Consider the following 19241-nt stretch of genomic DNA (forward strand, 5'->3'; position numbering starts at 1 on the left):
ACACATTCTCACCAGGTTCACCTCTCAACGGAGGTAAATCTCTTTTTTTAACAACCACTTACCATCCACGCCGATCAAACGCCAGCTTTTTTGCGGTGGTCATGGAAAACCATTGTTGCACAGCGACAGCGACGCCCACAAATTTTCATGTCTCATAATTGAAAATTTATGTCGCAATTTTGAATGTTTTTGCGCCATGCGCCGTGATAGCGGCTTGACTCGAGTCTGAAGCGTTTCAGCCATGACTGCAACTAGGGGCTTGTGGCCGGCAGTCCGGGACAGAAAAGCCTGCCGCGCTCGGGCGCAGCAGGCTAGTCGAAAGCTAGAATTCGCTTAGCTACTGGGCGGCGGGGTGATGCCGCCCGGAAGGTATCAGCGGGCCGTGGCCAGCTCTTGTTGGACGCTGCCGACGGTACGTGGCCAAGGTTTACCAGCCTGGACCTTCGCTGGCAAGTTCTTGATTGCCGCAACCGCTGCGTCGCGGTTGGCGAAATTGCCGTAAGTCACGACGTACAGGGGTTTGCCCTGCAGGTTCTTCTTGAAGTAGCGATAATCGCCACCCTGGGCCTTGACGTAAGCCTGGGCCGACGCCTCGGAGCTGGTACCGAGGATCTGCACCACGTAATTGCCCGGCTTCTGTCCGGCATACCAGCCACTGTTGCCAGCGCTGGCGGCGGCCGGTTTTTCGGCAACTTTGGCGGCCGGCTTGGCCACGGCGACCTGGGTCGGCGCGGGTGCTGGCTTGGCCGGCGCAACCGGCTTGGCAGGCTGGGTTGCAACAGGCTTGGGCGCAGGCGCAACCGACTGAACTGGCTGGGCAGGCGCAGGCGCCGGGCCAGCCGGCACACCTTGTGGCGGAGCGATGGTGGTCACGGTGGGTGGCGGGTTGCCAGGCTGCAGCGCGGTGTCGACAGCCGGGCCGCCCTCTTCACCCTCGCCCATGCCTGCGGCCTGGGCCAGCGGCTCGCGCATCACTGGCTGCGACTGGCCAACCAGTGGCAGCGGCATTGGCTGGGACGAACCAGAGAACTCGATGGCAGCCCCCTGCTTGCCGTCACCCAGCGGCAACTGGGCCTGGGCGACCGGCGCTTCGGCAGGGGCCTTGTCGCCTTTCTTGGGCATCAATACCGCGGCCGCAACGGCAACCACGACCACAGCGGACAGCGCGAGCACATGTTTTTTAGGCATCTTGAACCCCATGGTTGGTCGCTTGGCCGTCGAGCGGCTGGCGATCATGGCTTCGATCAAAGTGTCACGGGCGACCTGATTGATATTGCCAGGCCAGCCGTCGGAGTTTTCATGGATATCGGCGATCTGTTCACGGCTGAACACCTCGATGCCCCGACCAGCCCCTTCCAGGCGCTGTTCCAGGTACTCGCGGGTTTCTTCTTCACTGTAGGGCGCAAGCTCGATGATGTGGAAACGTTCTTCCTCGACATTGAGCTCATCCAGCCCGGCAATCAGCGATGGCTCACCGAACAGAAACACGTGCGGACGCCCTTCAGGTACCCCCGCCGCCAACTCCAGCAACGCTTGGAGTGCCGACTCGTCGAGTTGTTCCGCGTCGTCCACCAGCAAATACACTTCCTGCCCAGTCAGTGCCAGCTGCACCACCTTCGACAGGATCGCCTGCACCTCTGGCTGGGCCACACCCAGCTCCTGCGCGACCTGCGCGAGCATACTGGAGGCATCGCTGGCGCTGCGGGCCGATACCACCACACTTTGCACAGCCTGCTTGTTGGTGCTGGCCACCAAGGCCTGGCGAAGCAGCGACTTGCCGCTGCCCAACGGGCCGCTGACCACCAGCATCAACTGGCTATAGCGCGCCAGGTGGTGCAGTTGGCCGAGCACCGGTTTGCGCTGGGCCGGGAAGAACTTGAAGCCAGGTACGCGGGGCGCGAACGGATCATGGCTCAACTGGTAATGGTCGAGAAAGGCCTCATCGGCATGCAAACTTGTCATTGCGCTGTCACAACCTCAAAGCTGGGCCACGATCGCGCGGTAATCCGCCGACAGCGTGGCCTGAAGAATCTCTTTCGAATAGTCGTCGGTCACCACGGCCTCGCCCATCTGGCGCAGCAGCACCAGACGCAAACGACCGTCGAGCACCTTCTTGTCGACCGCCATGTGCTCCATGAAATGCGCCGGGGTCATTTCCTGTGGTGGCACCACCGGCAAACCTGCGTCCTGCAACAGGCGGATTCCACGATCGCGCTCAGCCTGGTCGATCCAGCCAAGGCGCATGGACATTTCCAGGGCCATCACCGTGCCCGCAGCGACAGCTTCGCCGTGCAGCCACACGCCATAGCCCATGTGGGTTTCGATAGCATGCCCAAAGGTATGTCCCAGGTTCAGCGTGGCCCGTACGCCGGACTCGCGCTCGTCGGCACCCACCACTGCGGCCTTGGCCGCGCAAGAGCGGCGGATGGCCTCGGTCAGGGCTGCCGAATCGAGGGCACGCAGGGCCTGCATATTGTCTTCGAGCCAGGCGAGGAACGGCTTGTCGCAAATCAGGCCGTACTTGATCACTTCGGCCAGACCTGCAGACAGCTCGCGCGCTGGTAGGGTCTTGAGGCTGGTGGTATCGATCAGCACCGCATTGGGCTGATAGAACGCACCGACCATGTTCTTGCCCAGCGGATGGTTGATGCCGGTCTTGCCACCTACGGAAGAGTCGACCTGGGACAACAGGGTAGTCGGCACCTGGATGAAGTCGACGCCGCGCTGGTAGCAGGCGGCTGCGAAACCAGCCATGTCACCAATCACGCCACCACCCAGAGCGACCACAGTAGTACGACGATCATGCCGAGCGGTGAGCAGGCCATCGAAGATCAGCTGCAGTGTTTCCCAGTTCTTGTAGGCTTCACCATCGGGCAACACCACCGGCAGTACCGAGTAGGCTCCAAGGGCCTTGCTCAGGCGTTCGAGATACAGCGGCGCGACGGTCTCGTTGGAAACGATGGCAACCTGCCGACCCGCAATGTGCGGCGCCAGCAGCTCAGGCTGGTCCAGCAGCCCTTCGCCAATGTAGATCGGGTAGCTGCGCTCGCCCAGGTCGACCTTTAGTGTCTGCATGTATCCCCACAATGTACTTGGGCGCGGCGCCATCCGGCGACCTGCGCGGTAACGTTGAGCCTCGCCTCGGCGCTGGAGGCCGAGAATAGTCCCGGGTTAACGGGGCGGCAACTGCTGCAAGCGCTCGAGAATATCGATCACCACCATGCGTGGTGGCCGCTCGTCGGTTTCAACCACCAGGTCGGCGATCTCGCGGTAGAGCGGGTCGCGGGTTTCCAGCAAGGTACGCAAGGTCGCCTCGGGATTGGCCGTGCGCAGCAGCGGGCGATTGCGGTCGCGCGCGGTGCGACCGACTTGCTGCTCGACCGAAGCATGCAGGTAGATCACCCGGCCACCCTGATGCAGCGCCTGGCGGTTGGCTTCGCGCATCACTGCGCCACCGCCGGTGGCCAGCACCACACCGTCGAGCGCGCACAGCTCGGCGATCATCGCTTGCTCGCGATCACGGAAACCCGGCTCGCCTTCCTTGTCGAAAATCCACGGGATGTTTGCGCCGCATCGCAGTTCGATTTCCTTGTCGGAATCCTTGAACAGCAGGCGCAGCTCTTTGGCCAACAGGCGTCCGATGGTGCTTTTACCAGCGCCCATGGGCCCCACAAGTATCAAATTTCGCACAGAATCAACGACTCACAGCAATCGCCTGGTCACTCATGATACGCGGAGTCAGGAAGACCAGCAGCTCGGATTTTTTCTCTTGTAATGCATCGCGTCGAAACAGCCGCCCAACATACGGCAGATCGCCGAAAAATGGCACCTTGTCGACCACATTGTTTTGCGAAGTCGAGTAGACGCCACCGATCACGATCGTTTCGCCGTCAGCCACACGAACCTTGGCATTGACCTCGTTCTTGCGGATCGGCGGAACGTTGTTCAAGGCATTGACGTAATCCGGCTCGTCCTTGGTCACCCTGACGGTCATGATCACCTTGTTGTCCGGGGTGATCTGTGGTGTTACCTCCAGCGACAGCGAGGCCTCGCGAAACGATACCGAGGTGGCGCCACTTTGGCTCGTTTCCTGGTAAGGCACCTCGGTCCCCTTGAGGATCCTCGCCGTTTCCTTGTCAGCCGTGACCACCTTGGGCTGCGAAATGATCTCGCCGTTGCCGCTTTTTTCCATGGCACTGAGCTCCAGGTCCAGCAATACGTCACCGCGCAACAGACCGAGGCCGATACTGCTGCCGGCACGCTCCAGGCCGAGGTCGACGAACAGCTCCTTGCCGGGCCGCAGTTTCTCGCCATACAGCGGCCCTCCCCAGCGCACACCCAGGCTTTTCTCATAATCGACGTTGGCCTCGACGATACGCGCCTCGATCGCTACCTGGCGCACCGGCACATCCAACTGCGCCACCAGCTGGCGTAACTCGGCCAGGCGGTCAGCAGGCAGATACACCACCAGGGTATTGGTGCGCTCATCGACACTCAGGCTACCCGTGGGGATGCCGCCACCCTCCAGGCCTGCCAGCAGCAACTGCGCCAAATCGGCGGCCTTGGCGTGGTGAATGGGCAGCAGCTCCCGACGCAATGGCTGCAGCTGCGCATCCAGCACTTGACTCACCCGGGCGTCTGCCGATTGCGCGGCAAACTCGGCCGCAGGGGCCACCAACAGCACATTGCCCTCCTGGCGCCGGGACAGGCCCTTGCTACGCAGCACCAGGTCAAGCGCCTGATCCCACGGCACGTCCTGCAAACGCAAGGTGACACTGCCTTGTACTGCATCACTGGCGACCAGGTTGACGCCGGCGTAGTCAGCCAGCACCTGCAGCACTGCACGCACCTCTACATCCTGGAAGTTCAGCGACAGGGGTTCACCCTGGTAAGGCGTCGCCGATGCCAGCGGGATCGACAGCAGGGTTGCCAGCAGGTATTTCATCCACGTTTTCATTCGGGTCCGAGGCCTCCTTGCCCAGGCGCTTGCCGAGAGTGATGAACGCCGTGCGCTCATGCCATACCCCCGCCATGAACAACCGCTCACGCACTTCGACCTGGCGTTGGTCTATATGCTTCACTACCCCCTGATCGCGCCCTACCCGGTCCCCCGGGCGCACGCGATAAAGCCTGCCAGCCCCCATCAGCAGCGCCTCATGTGCCGCCCCGCGCGCCAGGCTGCCGACCATTTCCAATTGCGCCAACGGCACGCCGACCAGCCCGGTGCTGGCCACTCGTGCCGCAGCAGGTGCAAACGGGTCTACCTCAGGTGCAGCCACTGCCGCCCTTGCCGGCAGGTGCGCCAGCATTGCAGGTGCCTTCATGGGCGTAGCCGCCTGATAGGCATCAACCTGCAACCGCAGGCGCAACAGCCCAGGCTGGCGACCAACGGTTGCCAGGCTCATGTCACCGCTGCGCAGAACCCGTGCCTGCCCTAACCAGTCGTCCAACCACAGCCGCAAGGCCGGGTAACGCCCTACCACTTGCACCACCAGCGGTACCTTACTGAATCCGGCTTGTTGCTCGCCCTCGTTTACATCGAGACGCTCGACAAGCAAGCCATGCGCATGCCCCGACAATGCCAGACGCTCAAGCAGGTCGCTCATGCTCTCCCCGGCAGCCAGATACCAGTGCGCCTCTTGCAACCGCTGCTCGGCAATCAACACTGAAGCCTTCAGCCGCTCCAGTTCGGCCAACTGCGATGCACTGGCTGCCTGCCGCTGGTTCAACTCGACATGCCTGGCATCCTCCCGCGCCTGCTGCTGTAACAGGGCGGGCAGGCGCATCGCGCAGCCCAGGCTGAACAACACAACAGCCACCAGCACTGGCGCCAGCCGTCGGAAGCGGCCTGAGCCCTCGATCACCGCCAGCCAAGCGAGCATCTGCGCGGTACTCACGACCAGAACGCCGCAATGCGAGCGGTCAGCAGAAACTCATCGCCGTTCGGCAGGCTCCTGATGCGTTTGAGTTCCAGGTCGAGCAAAACGCTCGAGCGGTTCAAGTCGCGCATGAACTGGGCAACCACAGCACCGGACACAGCCACCCCTGACATCTGCAAGCGGCCACTATCAAGGCTCAGATCAAGTAGCTGCATACCGTCAGGCAACGCCCCTTCAAGGTCGGCGAAGACACCGACCAATACACTCTGATGGGCGCGCAGGCCTTCCAGGGCCACCGCACGGGCAAGTAGCGCTTCATGCTGTGCACGCACTTCGGCCAGCGGCTGCAACTGCTCACCCTGCCTATCAAGGGTCGCTTGGCGCTGGGTATTGGCCAGCACCTGCTGCTGCCCGCGTTGGCGGGCCAGCTGATCGACCAGCATCACGGCGCACAAAGCCAAGAGTGCGCCACCCACCAGCTGGCCGCGGAAGCGCCGTAGCGCCGCCTGACGCCGCCGTTCGCGCCAGGGCAGAAGGTTCAGCCGCAGCATGGGCGCAACCCTCCCAGGGCCAAGGCGCAGGCCAGGAGCATCGCCCCATCCACATGTTCAAGCCCTGCCAGCCCAGGCAGGTGCGTGCACGGCACTTTCAGCCGGCTGCCAAGGCCTTGCAGCCAGCCCGGATTGATCGATGAGCTGCTGGCAACCCACAACCCCGCAGGCAGGTTCTGCCCGGCAAGTAGAGCCTGCAGGCGCTCTGGCCATTGCCCGTTCATATCCAGGCCGGTCGTTTGCAGTTCACAGCGCTGGTACGCCCTGCCCGGCTGCCAGTCATGAAGGGTTACGCTGCGGGTTTCGATACGCAGCAGTGCTGCGCCCTCAAGGCCGCCCTGTGGCAACATGCGGCACAAGGCAATGTTGTCGACCTCGACGGCTTCCAGCTGCAAGCCCGCCTCCTCGACGACGGATTCGAGTGACGCCAGCGCACTCTGCCGACAGGCAGCCACCATTACCTCGGAGCAACCGGGCTGGTCATGGGAAGCCCCCATGACCTGAAAGTCCATGGCCAGGTCTTCCAGTGGAAACGGAAACAGCCGCTCTGCATCGGCAAGCAGTTGTGCCTCCAACTGCGCCCCGCTCTGCGCCACCGGCAGATGGCACAACTTGCAGATGACCTGACTGGCCGGCAGTGCCAGCGCGACCCGGCGTTGCCTGAGGCCGCTGCGCCGGTAAGCTCGCTGCAGCGCAGCCACCACCACCCCAGGCGCCTGCGCCCAGTCATCGGCCAGCGGCGCCTGAAACAGCTCGTTTGCCGACCCCATCACACGCCAGCGTCGATTGCGCTGCTGCAGTTGCATTATCCGAACGGCGTCAGGCGTAATTTCCACGCCCACCAGTGAACCGGCATCCTTGCCGAAGCGTCCAAACATAGCGACTCCTTTGCTGTCTGTTGCAACTGCCAAGCGCAGCCACCTGTCGCAACCCCGCGGCAACACTGGGCCGGGGCTACTCATCGAGTCGACGGGTAGCCTGGCCGGTCACCCGGAGAGGCGAAAAATGCTTATAATGCCCAGCGTTTTTTGGTCCACCGGACCTGCGTGCAATCCACTCCCAACCTGGACACCGAAAAGCCTTGATACGTCTGCTGAAGTTCTTCTGGTGGTCTTCCGTCGCAGTCATCTGCGCGCTCGTACTCGGTGTGAGCGGTGCGTTTCTGTATCTTAGCCCCAGCCTGCCCTCGGTCGAGTCCCTCAGAAGCATCCAGTTGCAGATCCCCCTCAGGGTGTACAGCAGCGATGGCAAGCTGATTGCCGAATTCGGCGAAATGCGCCGCTCGCCGATCCGCTTCGCGGAAATTCCCCCACAATTCATTCAGGCGCTGCTGTCAGCCGAGGACGACAACTTCCTCAACCACTACGGTGTCGACCCCAGCAGCCTGATGCGCGCCGCGACCCAGCTGGTGAAAACCGGTCATATCCAGACCGGCGGCAGCACCATCACCATGCAGGTGGCGAAGAACTTCTTCCTCACCAGCGAACGCAGCTTCTCACGCAAGACCAACGAAATCCTGCTGGCCCTGCAGATCGAGCGTGAGCTGACCAAGGACGAAATCCTTGAGCTGTACGTGAACAAGATCTACCTGGGCAACCGCGCCTACGGTATTGATGCCGCAGCACAGGTGTATTACGGCAAGTCCATCCGTGATGTGAGCCTGGCGCAGATGGCAATGATCGCCGGCCTGCCCAAGGCACCGTCGCGCTTCAACCCGCTGGCCAACCCGGTGCGCGCCAAAGAGCGCCGCGACTGGATCCTCGGACGCATGTACAAGCTGGGCAAGATCGACCAGGCCAGCTACCAGGCCGCCCTGGCCGAGCCGCTCAACGCCAGCTATCACGTGCCTACGCCTGAGGTGAATGCCCCCTACATCGCCGAAATGGCCCGCGCAGAAATGGTCGGCCGCTACGGCAGCGACGCCTACACCGAAGGCTTCCGCGTTACGACCACCGTGCCAAGCGACATGCAGGAAATGGCCAACAAGGCCGTCCTCAACGGGCTCTCCGATTACGATGAGCGCCACGGCTACCGTGGCCCTGAAGCACGCTTCCCGGGCCGCACCCACGCAGCCTGGCTGCAGGAGCTGGGCAAGCAACGCACCCTTGGCGGCCTGGAGCCAGCCATTGTCACCCAGGTGGAACACACCGGCCTCAAGGTGCTGACCCGTGACGGCCAAGAGGCGCAGGTTGCCTGGAACACCATGAAATGGGCGCGTCCATTCATCAACACCAACGCCCAGGGCCGCGCACCGCAGTCGCCGGCCGACGTGGCCCAGGTCGGTGACCTGGTGCGCCTGCAACGCCTTGACGACGGCACGTTGAAGTTCAGCCAGGTACCCGGTGCGCAGAGCGCCCTGGTCACCCTCGACCCGAGCAACGGTGCCATCCGCGCCCTGGTCGGCGGTTTCTCGTTCGAGCAGAGCAACTACAACCGCGCCGTGCAGGCCAAGCGCCAACCGGGCTCAAGTTTCAAACCCTTCATCTACAGCGCCGCGCTGGACAGCGGCTACACCGCTTCCAGCCTGGTCAACGATGCACCGATCGTGTTCGTTGACGAGTCGGTGGACAAAGTGTGGCGACCGAAGAACGATACCAACACCTTCCTCGGCCCTATCCGCATGCGTGAGGCGCTGTACAAGTCACGTAACCTGGTGTCGATCCGCCTGCTGCAAGCCATGGGCGTGGACCGCACCATCGACTACATCGCCAAATTCGGCTTCAACAAGCAGGACCTGCCGCGCAACCTGTCGCTGGCGCTGGGCACCGCTACCCTGACCCCGATGGAAATCGCCACCGGCTGGAGCACCTTTGCCAACGGTGGGTACAAGATCACCCCGTACCTGATCGAGCGCATCGAAAGCCGCAGCGGCGAAACCCTGTTCACCGCCAACCCGGCCCGCGTACCGCAAGGTGCCGAAGACCAGGCGGGCCTGGCCGCACCCGAGCAGCCAATCAGCACTACGGCAATGCCAGGCGAGGCACCTTCTGCCTTCAGCCAGGTTGCCGCGGCCCCGCAAGCACCGGCAGTAGCCGAACAGATCATCGACGGGCGTACCACCTACATCCTCACCAGCATGCTGCAGGACGTGATCAAGCGCGGCACCGGCCGCCGGGCGCTGGCCTTGGGCCGCACCGACCTGGCGGGCAAGACGGGTACTACCAACGAATCCAAGGACGCCTGGTTCTCCGGTTACAACGCCGATTACGTGACTACCGTCTGGGTCGGCTTCGACCAACCGGAAACCCTCGGCCGCCGCGAATATGGTGGGACTGCGGCACTGCCGATATGGATGAGCTTCATGGGTGCGGCGCTCAAGGACAAGCCTGCGCATGCCCCGGCAGAGCCGGAGGGCATTCTCAGCTTGCGCGTCGACCCGGTCAGCGGGCGCGCTGCATCGCCAAGCACACCGAATGCCTACTTCGAGCTGTTCAAAGCAGAAGATTCGCCGCCGTCGGTGGACGAACTGGGCAATGGCGCGACACCGGGCAGCCCGCTGCCAGCCGATGAAGCGACGCCGATGGACCTGTTCTAAGGCAAGGCGCCTGACTCAGGTTTTGCGTGGGCGCGTGAATCGAGCGCCGCCCGCGCGGGCATCGCGACGCAAGGCCGCTCCCACATCTGCTGCAACGTGCCGCACCTGCCAGGCCATGGTTGCCCGCCTGGGTGCATGCCTTGAGACAGGCGGGGCGGCATCAATGCCCACCTCCAAATCCAGTCATGCCAGCAAGGCTGACAACCATGGCCTCACAGGCATGGCCACGTTGCAACAAATGTGGGAGCGGCCTTGCGTCGCGATGCCCGCGTGGGCGGCGCTCGACCTGATAGGCGCCACATGTGCCCTGACGAACACCTTGCAGCCCTGACACATTCCCAGCCCCAACAAAAAGCCCCGGCTCATGCGAGCCGGGGCTTTTTTATGTCGCTTGCGGCAATCAGCCGTTGAACACTTCATCCACGCTGGTCAGCGGGTAATGCTTCGGATAAGGCAGGGTAGCCACGCCGGATTCGATGGCAGCCTTGGCTACAGCATCGGAAACGACGGTGATCAAGCGTGCATCCAGCGGCTTCGGAATGATGTACTCACGGCCGAACTCCAGGCCTTCAACGCCATAGGCTTCGCAGACTTCCTTCGGCACTGGCAGCTTGGCCAGGTCTTTCAGGGCGATAGCGGCAGCGATCTTCATCTCTTCGTTGATACGCTTGGCGCGAACGTCCAGAGCACCACGGAAGATGAACGGGAAGCCCAGTACGTTGTTGACCTGGTTCGGGTAGTCGGAACGACCGGTAGCCATGATCACGTCGTTGCGAGTGGCGTGCGCCAGCTCTGGGGAGATTTCCGGGTCCGGGTTCGAGCAGGCGAACACGATCGGGTTGGCGGCCATCGACTTCAGGCCTTCCGGGCTCAGCAGGTTCGGGCCAGACAGACCTACGAACACGTCGGCACCATCAAGGGCGTCGGCCAGGGTACGCTTGTCGGTCGCGTGGGCGAACTGCGCCTTGTACTGGTTCAGGTCGTCACGGCCAGCGTGGATCACGCCACTACGGTCGATCATGAAAATGTTCTCGACCTTCGCACCCATGCTCACCAGCAGCTTCATGCAGGAAATGGCAGCAGCACCGGCACCCAGGCAGACGATCTTGGCGTCTTCCAGTTTCTTGCCGGCGATTTCCAGGGCGTTGATCATGCCCGCGGCAGTCACGATGGCAGTACCGTGCTGGTCATCGTGGAACACCGGGATGTCGCACTGCTCGATCAGGGTGCGCTCGATTTCAAAGCACTCAGGTGCCTTGATGTCTTCAAGGTTGATGCCACCGAAGGTGATCGAGATGCGGCGAACAGTGTCGATGAACGCTTGCGGGCTTTCCGACTCGACTTCGATGTCGAACACATCGATACCGGCAAAACGCTTGAACAGAACACCCTTGCCTTCCATGACCGGCTTGGAAGCCAGTGGGCCGAGGTCACCCAGACCGAGGATGGCAGTGCCATCGGAAATCACCGCAACCAGGTTGCCTTTGCCGGTGTATTTGTAAGCCAGCTCTGGATCACGACCAATTTCGCGCACCGGCTCTGCAACACCTGGGCTGTAGGCCAGGGCGAGGTCACGGGCGGTGGCAGTGGGCTTGGAAAGTTCAACGCTCAGTTTCCCCGGACGAGGTTGAGCGTGATATTCGAGAGCGGCGGTTTTCAGGTCTGACATGGTGGGCATTCCGCTATTTACTGTTCTGACGGACCGCCGAGGATACGCAAAGAGCCCGGGAGTCACAAGACTGGCCGGTCACTAGTGTCAAGGCCTTTAGCCTACGACTTTACGCTAAAACCCACGGGGCATACGGCCAACAGTGTGTACAATCCAGTAGCGAACTGTCTACATCTTTTAGCCTGAAATGCGCTCCAACATGCTCGGATCGGTCAATGGCAATACCCAGCGTCGCTGCCCGGGCTTGAGGCCGCCCTTGCGGGAACGATCCAGCACCCAGCCGCGCGCTTCGACCTGGCGTCCCTTGAGGTTATCGAAGAAGCCGGCGGGGAAGTTGCGCTGCAGACGAGCGGGAACCTGCAGCACCAGGGTACTGCCCAGGGTAAGCCAGACCCCACCACGATTGCGCTCGATGCCTTCGATACGCCCACGCACAACAGCGAAACCTGACTGCCTGACATCGCTTGCAGCCACTACGGGCGAATGCCGCCACAGGCCAACGCCAGCCTGGCGCGCTACGTGTTCGGCAAGCTGCTGGCAGCCGCTGAAACGCACATTAGGGGCAATGGCCACGCGGTAGGCCAAGCCCTCGCTAAGCAGTTGTGCTTCCAGATTGTCGCCATTGCGGCTGTAGATGTGCGCCAGTGTGCGACCGTACTTGTCTTTACCTTCAACACCAGGCACCAGCCCGACGCGATCGTCATTGGCCTTTACCAAGGCCTGCAACCGCCGCCTGGCAGCTTCGGCATAGGGCTCGCTGGTACGTCCCTTGCGGCCTATTTCCGGGGCATTGATACCGATCAGCCGCACACTACGGCCATCGACCAGACGCAAGGTGTCGCCATCAACCACCTGTCGTACCGCTACCCACTGGGGCTTATCCGGCTGCGGGCAGAACGCCAGGACCGGGAAATGCCAGATAACGCCCACAAAAAAGGCGCCCACAAGGGACGCCTTCTTCAGCAACAATGCGAAGCCCGAAGGATTCGCCATGCGCATGATTACTTCTTGGCACCGAACATACCGAAGCGATCGGCGAACTTCTGTACGCGACCACCGGTGTCCAGAACTTTCTGCTTACCGGTGTAGAACGGGTGGCACAGGTTGCAAACGTCGATCGACAGGACGTTGCCCAGGGTCGAACGAGTTTCGAACTTGTTACCGCAGCTGCAGGTGACTGCAACTACTTCGTAGTTCGGGTGGATACCTTCTTTCATGGTCACTTCCTCGAGCTGCGTGCCGCCACCCAACACCAATTGTTGAATACCGCACGTAATTAGGCGGCGAATAATACCAGAGCACACCGTCAGCGCAAGATGTCGCTTGCACCGACCGTCGTCTGCTAGGCTCGCCAGTCCTTGTAACGCCCTCCGAGACTTTCTGCGTGTCCGACGTCATCCTGCGCCTTGCCCTGCCCTCTCCGCTGCGCCGCCTGTTCGACTACAAGGCGCCGGCGAGCATGGCGCGCCAGACCTTGACCCCTGGCATGCGCATCCGCGTGCCCTTTGGTCGCCGCGAAATGATTGGCGTGCTGATAGAGGTGTGCACGCAGAGCGAAGTGCCCGCCGACAAACTGAAGCCGGCCACTGCCCTGCTCGACCCGGTGTCCCCCATCCCCGCGTCGCTGTTCAAGCTGTGCCTGTGGACCGCCCAGTACTACCAGCACAGCCTGGGCGATACCCTGAGCTGGGCGCTGCCCACGCTGCTACGCCAGGGCGAAGCCGCCGAAATGCGCCAGGAACGCTTCTGGCACATAGCCCCTGGCGCCCGCCTGGAAGACCCGCGCATCGCCCGCGCGCCGCGCCAGCGCGACGCCCTCAAGACCCTGGCCCAGCACCCGCATGGCGTGGCCCACAGCCTGCTGGCCAAACTCAACCTGAACAAGGACAGCCTCGACCTGCTGCTGGCCAAGGATCTGGTGCAGATCGAGACGCGCCGCCACTTGCCGGCACTACGCCATGAGCACTGGCTGGCACAGCCGGAACTCCCCCTCAACGAAGAGCAACGCGACGCCTTCGACGCCGTGTGCGAGGGCTTTGGCGGCTTCGGCGCGTTCTTGCTGGCCGGCGTCACCGGCAGTGGCAAGACCGAAGTCTACCTGCAACTGATCCGCGAAACCCTGGAAGCCGGCAAGCAGGCCCTGGTGCTGATCCCGGAGATCAACCTCGGCCCGCAAACCCTGGCGCGCTTCGAGCAACGCTTCAACGCGCGCATTGCCCTGCTGCACTCTGCGGTGAACGACCGCGAACGCCTGGATGCCTGGCTGGCGGCACGGGACGGCGAGGCCGATATCATCATCGGCACCCGCTCGGCATTGTTCACGCCGATGAAAAACCCAGGCCTGATCATCATCGACGAAGAGCACGACGGCTCTTATAAACAGCAGGAAGGCCTGCGTTACCACGCCCGCGACCTGGCGCTGGTACGCGCGCACCAGGAGAACATCCCGATCCTGCTCGGCTCCGCCACACCGTCGCTGGAAACCTTGCATAACGCCCTGACCGGCCGCTACCGCCTGCTGCGCATGAACCAACGCGCCGGGGGGGCACGCCCACCGCGCATGCTGCGCCTTGATGTGAAAAGCCTGCCACTGGACAGCGGCATCAGCGGCCCGCTGCAGCAGGCTATCCGACAGACCCTGGAAGCTGGCCAACAAGTGCTGGTGTTCCTCAACCGCCGTGGCTTTGCCCCAACATTGCTGTGCCACGATTGCGGCTGGTTGTCCGAATGCCCACGCTGCGATGCGCGCATGACCGTGCACCAGCGCTCCGGCGTGCTGCGCTGCCACCACTGTGGCTATGACGAACGCCTGCCGCACCAGTGCCCGCAATGCGACCACGTCGACCTGCGCCCGGTCGGTGCCGGTACCGAGCGCGCCGAAGAGCGCCTGAAGGTGCTGTTCCCCGATTACCCGATCCTGCGCGTGGACCGCGACAGCACAGCGCGCAAGGACGCCATGCACAACCTGTTCAGCACCATCCAGCGCGGCCAGCCGAGCATCCTCGTCGGCACCCAGATGCTTGCCAAAGGCCACCACTTCCCGCGGGTGACCCTGGTGGCCATCCTCGATGCCGATGGCGGGCTGTTTTCCGGTGATTTCCGCGCCAGCGAGCGTATGGCACAACTTATCGTACAGGTGGCCGGGCGGGCCGGGCGGGCCGAAGAGCCCGGCAAGGTCATCATCCAGACCCACCTGGCCGACCACCCCCTGCTGGTGCAGCTAACCGAGCAAGGCTACTTTGCCTTCGCCGAACAGGCCCTGGACGAACGCCGAGCCGCCGGGCTGCCGCCTTACTCGCACCTGGCCTTGCTGCGTGCCGAAGCACACAAGCCGGGGCAGGCCGAAGGCTTCCTCGACGAAGCCTGTGCCGCTGCCGAGCGCCTGGTGGCCGAACAACACCTGCCGGGCATCGAACTGCTGGGCCCGGTACCAGCGCCCATGGAGCGCCGCGCCGGACGATTCCGCGCACAACTGTTGATACAGGCCAATACCCGGGCGCCGTTGCATCGACTGATCAGCGCCTGGTTGCTAGTGTTGGAACAGTTGCCGAGCGGGCGCCAGGTGCGCTGGTCGCTGGATGTCGACCCGGTAGACCTGTACTGAGCTACAAGCTGGGGGTTACCGGCCGCAAGCAAGCGCCGGGCGGGTGCAATGCCGCTTTTTCTTGCCGCTTGTGGCCGCCTGCTTGCCGCCCAAAGGTTGGCAACCTGCTCCCGGCAACGGATAATGCCCAGTTTTTCCACCTGCGCATCCAGGCGCTCACCGCGCTTGCGGTCGAAAAGAGATCCCCATGAAAGACACCATTCGCCAGCTGATCCAGCAAGCCCTCACCCAACTCGTCACCGACGGTGTGCTGCCTGAAGGGCTGTCGCCGGCGATCCAGGTGGAAAACGCCCGGGACAAGACCCACGGCGACTTCGCCAGCAACATCGCCATGATGCTGGCCAAGCCGGCCGGCATGAAGCCGCGCGACCTTGCCGAAAAACTGATCAACGCCCTGCCGGCCAGCGCCGACATCAGTAAGGTTGAGATTGCAGGCCCCGGCTTCCTCAACTTCTTCCAGAACACCGACGCCCTGGCCAACCGCCTGGATGCCGCCCTGGCCGACGCCCACCTGGGTGCGCGCAAAGCCGGCCCGGCGCAAAAGGTGGTGATCGACATGTCGGCACCCAACCTGGCCAAGGAAATGCACGTCGGCCACCTGCGCTCGACCATCATCGGTGACAGCGTTGCACGCGTGCTGGAATTCCTGGGCGACAACGTCATCCGCCAGAACCACGTCGGCGACTGGGGTACCCAGTTCGGCATGCTGATGGCCTACCTGCAGGAAAACCCGATCACCAGCGACGAGCTGTCGGACCTGGAAAACTTCTACCGCGCGGCGAAGAAACGCTTCGATGAATCGGAAGAGTTCGCCACGCGCGCCCGCGGCCTGGTGGTCAAGCTGCAAGCCGGTGACCCCGAGTGCCTGGCCCTTTGGACACGTTTCAAGGACATCTCGCTGTCGCACTGCCAGAAGACCTACGAGCTGCTGAACGTCAAGCTGACCATGGCCGACGTCATGGGCGAAAGCGCCTACAACGACGACTTGGCCAACGTAGTGGCCGACCTCAAGGCCAAGGGCCTGCTGGTCGAAGACCAGGGCGCCCAATGCGTGTTCCTTGATGAGTTCAAGAACAGCGAAGGCGACCCCCTGCCGGTGATCGTGCAGAAGGCTGACGGCGGCTATCTGTACGCCACCACCGACCTGGCTGCCGTGCGTTACCGCAGCAACGTGTTGAAGGCTGACCGCGCACTGTACTTCGTCGACCAGCGCCAGGCCCTGCACTTCAATCAGGTGTTCGAAGTAGCCCGCCGCGCTGGCTTCGTCAGCCACCCGATGCAAATGGAACACATGGGCTTCGGCACCATGAACGGCGCCGACGGCCGCCCGTTCAAGACCCGTGACGGCGGCACCGTTAAGCTGATCGACCTGCTCACCGAGGCCAAGGAGCGCGCCTACGCGCTGGTCAAGGAAAAGAACCCGAGCCTGGCCGACGACGAACTGCGCCACATCGGCGAGGTGGTGGGTATCGGCGCTGTGAAATACGCCGACCTGTCCAAGCACCGCACCAGCGACTACAGCTTCAACTTCGAGCTGATGCTCAACTTCGAAGGCAACACCGCCCCTTACCTGCTGTACGCTTACACCCGCGTAGCCGGCGTGTTCCGCAAGCTGGGCAAAGGCTTTGACGAAATCGACGGCAAAATCGTGCTGCAGGCTGCCCACGAGCAGGACCTCGCTGCGCGCCTGGCGCAGTTTGGCGAAATCCTCAACAACGTCGCCGAAAAAGGCACGCCGCACGTGCTGTGCAGCTACCTGTACGACCTGGCCGGCCTGTTCTCCAGCTTCTACGAGAACTGCCCGATACTCGCGGCCGAAACCCCTTCGCAGCAGCAGAGCCGGCTGCGCCTGGCCGCCCTGACCGGCCGCACCCTCAAACAAGGTCTGGAACTGCTCGGCCTGGAAACCCTGGAGCGCATGTAAGTTGGCTGCCAAGAAAAAACCTGCCCCCAAACGCGGCGCCAGCCGCCAGACGGCACCGGCCAAACAGCCGATCCCCGGCTGGGTATGGCTGGCGGTCGGCCTCACCGTAGGCGCGTTCATCGTGTTCCTGATGAAGCTCGAACCCGGTGGCGATGACATCAAGCGCACCAAGCCCGAGCAGGAGAAACCGGCGAAAACGGCCGAAGCCGGCAAGCCAGCGCAGACTACCCCGCAACAGCCGGTGAAGCCGAAGTACGACTTCTACACCCTGCTGCCGGAGTCTGAGGTGATCGTGCCGCCGGAAGCCGTACCGGAGAAAACGCCACCGGTGCCGGCCCAGCCGGTAACCCCGGTGACACCAGCAGAAGCGGCGAAAATCGACACGGCGCGGGCCCAGGCAGCGCTGCTCGGCCAGACCCCGCCACCGCCACCACCCGTGATCAAGCCGGCAGCGACCACGCAGTACTTCCTTCAGGCCGGCTCGTTCCGCAAGCAGGCCGACGCCGACAAGGTACGGGCACAGATCATTCTGCTGGGCCAGTCTGTGAAAGTGGAGTCGGGCACGGTCAAGGATGAAACCTGGTACCGCGTGCTGGTCGGGCCGTTCAGCAATCGCGAGCAACTGACCGGGGCACAGAAGCAGCTGGCAGGGGCCGGGTTCAGCAACCTGTTGCTGCAACAGCGGCAGACCCGTCAGTAACGAAAAAGGCCTTGCCGCAGCGGTGCGACAAGGCCTTCTTTTTATATGGACAGCATTGCCCGTGAAGAGGCTGTAAAACAGCCCTGGGCACCTTCAGCCCCGCCCCGCATTCCTTTCGGACACCTGGCTGTTCAACGTCCAGAAGTCATACAGCACCCCCACCAGGAACAACCCGCCGGTGAAGAAATAGATGATCGCGGTGATCCACTTGCCCTGATACAGCCGGTGCAGGCCAAACACCCCCAGGAAGGTCAGCAGGATCCAGGCGATGTTGTAGTCGATACGCCCGGACTGAAACCTCAAATCGGCTTCACGGTCCATGGACGGGATCAGGAACAGGTCGATCAACCAGCCAATGCCCAGCAAGCCGAAGGTGAAGAACCAGATGGTCCCGGTAATCGGCTTGCCGTAATAGAAACGGTGGGACCCGGTGAAGCCGAAAATCCACAGCAGGTAGCCAATGGTTTTACTGTGGGTGTCGTGAAAGGGCACCCCCTGTTGATAACTGTTCATTCATAGCCCTCGTCGGTTATCCGAAAATTTTCTAAGAAAAAATGTGACTTTCTCGTCGCAAGCCGACATACGGTGCCTAGGCAATCGACCAACGGATCAATAACTGATCAAAAAGCTGTTATAAAGTTGCGCGCCCAATACATAACTATTCATAAGAGCTTCATCTATGCCGCCTTTGATCAAGACATGGCTGACCCTCTGCCTATTATTGCCTCTGGCCGCCCACGCCACCAATCGTGAGCAACGTCTTCCCAACGGTTTCACCGGCTACACGACCAACGCGTCGGTGAAACATGCACCCGCCAAGCAGACCGCACTGCGCGCCCGCCCAGGCAATGCCGTCAGCAGCCGCGGTGCGTATGTCGCCGCCATGTCGCCGAAGCAAAGCAGCGATGTGCTGAGCCGTGCGGTAAATGTGCTCGGTACCCCTTATGTTTGGGGCGGCAGCAGCCCGAAAAAAGGCTTTGACTGCAGCGGGCTGGTCAAATACGCCTTCAACGACGTCGCCGACGTCGACCTGCCGCGCACCTCCAATGCCATGGCCCAGGGCCACGGGGTGAAGGTGGCCAAGGGTGATCTGAAGCCTGGCGACCTGATCTTCTTCAACATCAAGAGCCGTCGGGTCAATCACGTAGCCATCTACCTGGGTAACGACCGCTTCATTCACGCGCCACGCCGTGGCAAGCGGGTGAGTATCGACACCTTGAGCAAGCCTTACTGGCAAAAGCATTACGTGGTGGCCAAGCGGGTGCTGCCGAAAGAGCAGCAACTGAGCCTGGCCAAGCGTTAAGCAAGCGCAGCCTATTCGCGGGTAAACCTGCGCCTACAACGCCCTGCACTGGCGCTCGTAGGAGCGGGTTTACCCG

16 protein-coding genes are annotated in these 19241 nt (G+C 62.4%); 5 read left to right on the forward strand and 11 right to left on the reverse strand.

Annotated elements, in window-relative coordinates; all coding sequences use genetic code 11:
* Positions 1–372 precede the first annotated feature (372 nt).
* The 7 genes from LVS58_RS01750 to pilM form a co-directional block, all read right to left on the reverse strand.
* Positions 373–1962, reverse strand: a complete 1590-nt coding sequence (locus LVS58_RS01750) for an SPOR domain-containing protein (RefSeq protein WP_233689639.1) — start codon at positions 1960–1962, stop codon at positions 373–375.
* A 15-nt stretch (positions 1963–1977) separates the two neighbouring features.
* Positions 1978–3075 (reverse strand): 3-dehydroquinate synthase, encoded by a 1098-nt coding sequence (aroB, locus tag LVS58_RS01755; RefSeq protein ID WP_233689640.1) that lies wholly within the window; start codon positions 3073–3075, stop codon positions 1978–1980.
* A 96-nt stretch (positions 3076–3171) separates the two neighbouring features.
* Entirely contained in the window at positions 3172–3690 is a 519-nt protein-coding gene (aroK, locus tag LVS58_RS01760; RefSeq protein ID WP_010955625.1) for a shikimate kinase AroK, read from the reverse strand.
* A gap of 4 nt (positions 3691–3694) precedes the next feature.
* A complete protein-coding gene (locus LVS58_RS01765) occupies positions 3695–4957 on the reverse strand; it encodes a type IV pilus secretin PilQ (RefSeq protein WP_233689641.1) in 1263 nt (420 codons plus the stop codon).
* A complete protein-coding gene (locus LVS58_RS01770; protein ID WP_233689861.1) occupies positions 4881–5882 on the reverse strand; it encodes a pilus assembly protein PilP in 1002 nt (333 codons plus the stop codon). Before LVS58_RS01770 ends, LVS58_RS01765 begins: the two co-directional genes overlap by 77 nt.
* A gap of 11 nt (positions 5883–5893) precedes the next feature.
* Positions 5894–6430, reverse strand: a complete 537-nt coding sequence (locus LVS58_RS01775) for a PilN domain-containing protein (RefSeq protein ID WP_233689642.1) — start codon at positions 6428–6430, stop codon at positions 5894–5896.
* Entirely contained in the window at positions 6418–7308 is an 891-nt protein-coding gene (gene pilM / locus LVS58_RS01780) for a type IV pilus biogenesis protein PilM (RefSeq protein WP_233689643.1), read from the reverse strand. The genes LVS58_RS01775 and pilM overlap by 13 nt, the downstream gene beginning before the upstream one ends.
* Positions 7309–7514: 206 nt before the next feature.
* Here pilM and LVS58_RS01785 point away from each other — a divergent pair, with 206 nt between their 5' ends.
* Positions 7515–9965 carry a penicillin-binding protein 1A gene (locus LVS58_RS01785; RefSeq protein WP_442796428.1) on the forward strand — a complete coding sequence of 817 codons (2451 nt, stop codon included), beginning with the start codon at positions 7515–7517 and terminating at the stop codon, positions 9963–9965.
* Positions 9966–10365: 400 nt separating this feature from the next.
* Here LVS58_RS01785 and LVS58_RS01790 read toward each other — a convergent pair whose 3' ends face one another.
* From LVS58_RS01790 to rpmE, 3 genes are all read right to left on the reverse strand, one after another.
* Complete coding sequence (locus LVS58_RS01790) at positions 10366–11634, reverse strand: malic enzyme-like NAD(P)-binding protein (protein ID WP_003249133.1); 1269 nt, start codon at positions 11632–11634, stop codon at positions 10366–10368.
* Positions 11635–11811: 177 nt separating this feature from the next.
* Positions 11812–12633, reverse strand: a complete 822-nt coding sequence (locus LVS58_RS01795) for a thermonuclease family protein (RefSeq protein ID WP_233689645.1) — start codon at positions 12631–12633, stop codon at positions 11812–11814.
* Between the two features lie 2 nt (positions 12634–12635).
* Positions 12636–12851 (reverse strand): 50S ribosomal protein L31, encoded by a 216-nt coding sequence (gene rpmE / locus LVS58_RS01800; RefSeq protein ID WP_003249127.1) that lies wholly within the window; start codon positions 12849–12851, stop codon positions 12636–12638.
* Positions 12852–13018: 167 nt separating this feature from the next.
* Between rpmE and LVS58_RS01805 the strand changes: the two genes are divergently transcribed.
* From LVS58_RS01805 to LVS58_RS01815, 3 genes are all read left to right on the forward strand, one after another.
* On the forward strand, positions 13019–15238 hold the full coding sequence (locus tag LVS58_RS01805; RefSeq protein WP_233689646.1) for a primosomal protein N': 2220 nt from the start codon (positions 13019–13021) through the stop codon (positions 15236–15238).
* Between the two features lie 187 nt (positions 15239–15425).
* Positions 15426–17162, forward strand: a complete 1737-nt coding sequence (argS, locus tag LVS58_RS01810) for an arginine--tRNA ligase (RefSeq protein WP_233689647.1) — start codon at positions 15426–15428, stop codon at positions 17160–17162.
* 1 nt (position 17163) lies between these two features.
* Positions 17164–17862 carry an SPOR domain-containing protein gene (locus LVS58_RS01815; protein ID WP_233689648.1) on the forward strand — a complete coding sequence of 233 codons (699 nt, stop codon included), beginning with the start codon at positions 17164–17166 and terminating at the stop codon, positions 17860–17862.
* Between the two features lie 93 nt (positions 17863–17955).
* On the opposite strand, the gene LVS58_RS01820 is transcribed toward LVS58_RS01815, so the two are convergent.
* On the reverse strand, positions 17956–18375 hold the full coding sequence (locus LVS58_RS01820; RefSeq protein ID WP_233689649.1) for an NINE protein: 420 nt from the start codon (positions 18373–18375) through the stop codon (positions 17956–17958).
* 166 nt (positions 18376–18541) lie between these two features.
* Between LVS58_RS01820 and LVS58_RS01825 the strand changes: the two genes are divergently transcribed.
* Positions 18542–19165, forward strand: coding sequence for a C40 family peptidase (locus LVS58_RS01825; protein WP_233689650.1), 624 nt, complete (start codon positions 18542–18544; stop codon positions 19163–19165).
* The last annotated feature ends 76 nt before the right edge of the window (positions 19166–19241 follow it).

This window comes from Pseudomonas sp. JR33AA, assembly GCF_021378985.1.
Classification (GTDB): domain Bacteria; phylum Pseudomonadota; class Gammaproteobacteria; order Pseudomonadales; family Pseudomonadaceae; genus Aquipseudomonas; species Aquipseudomonas alloputida.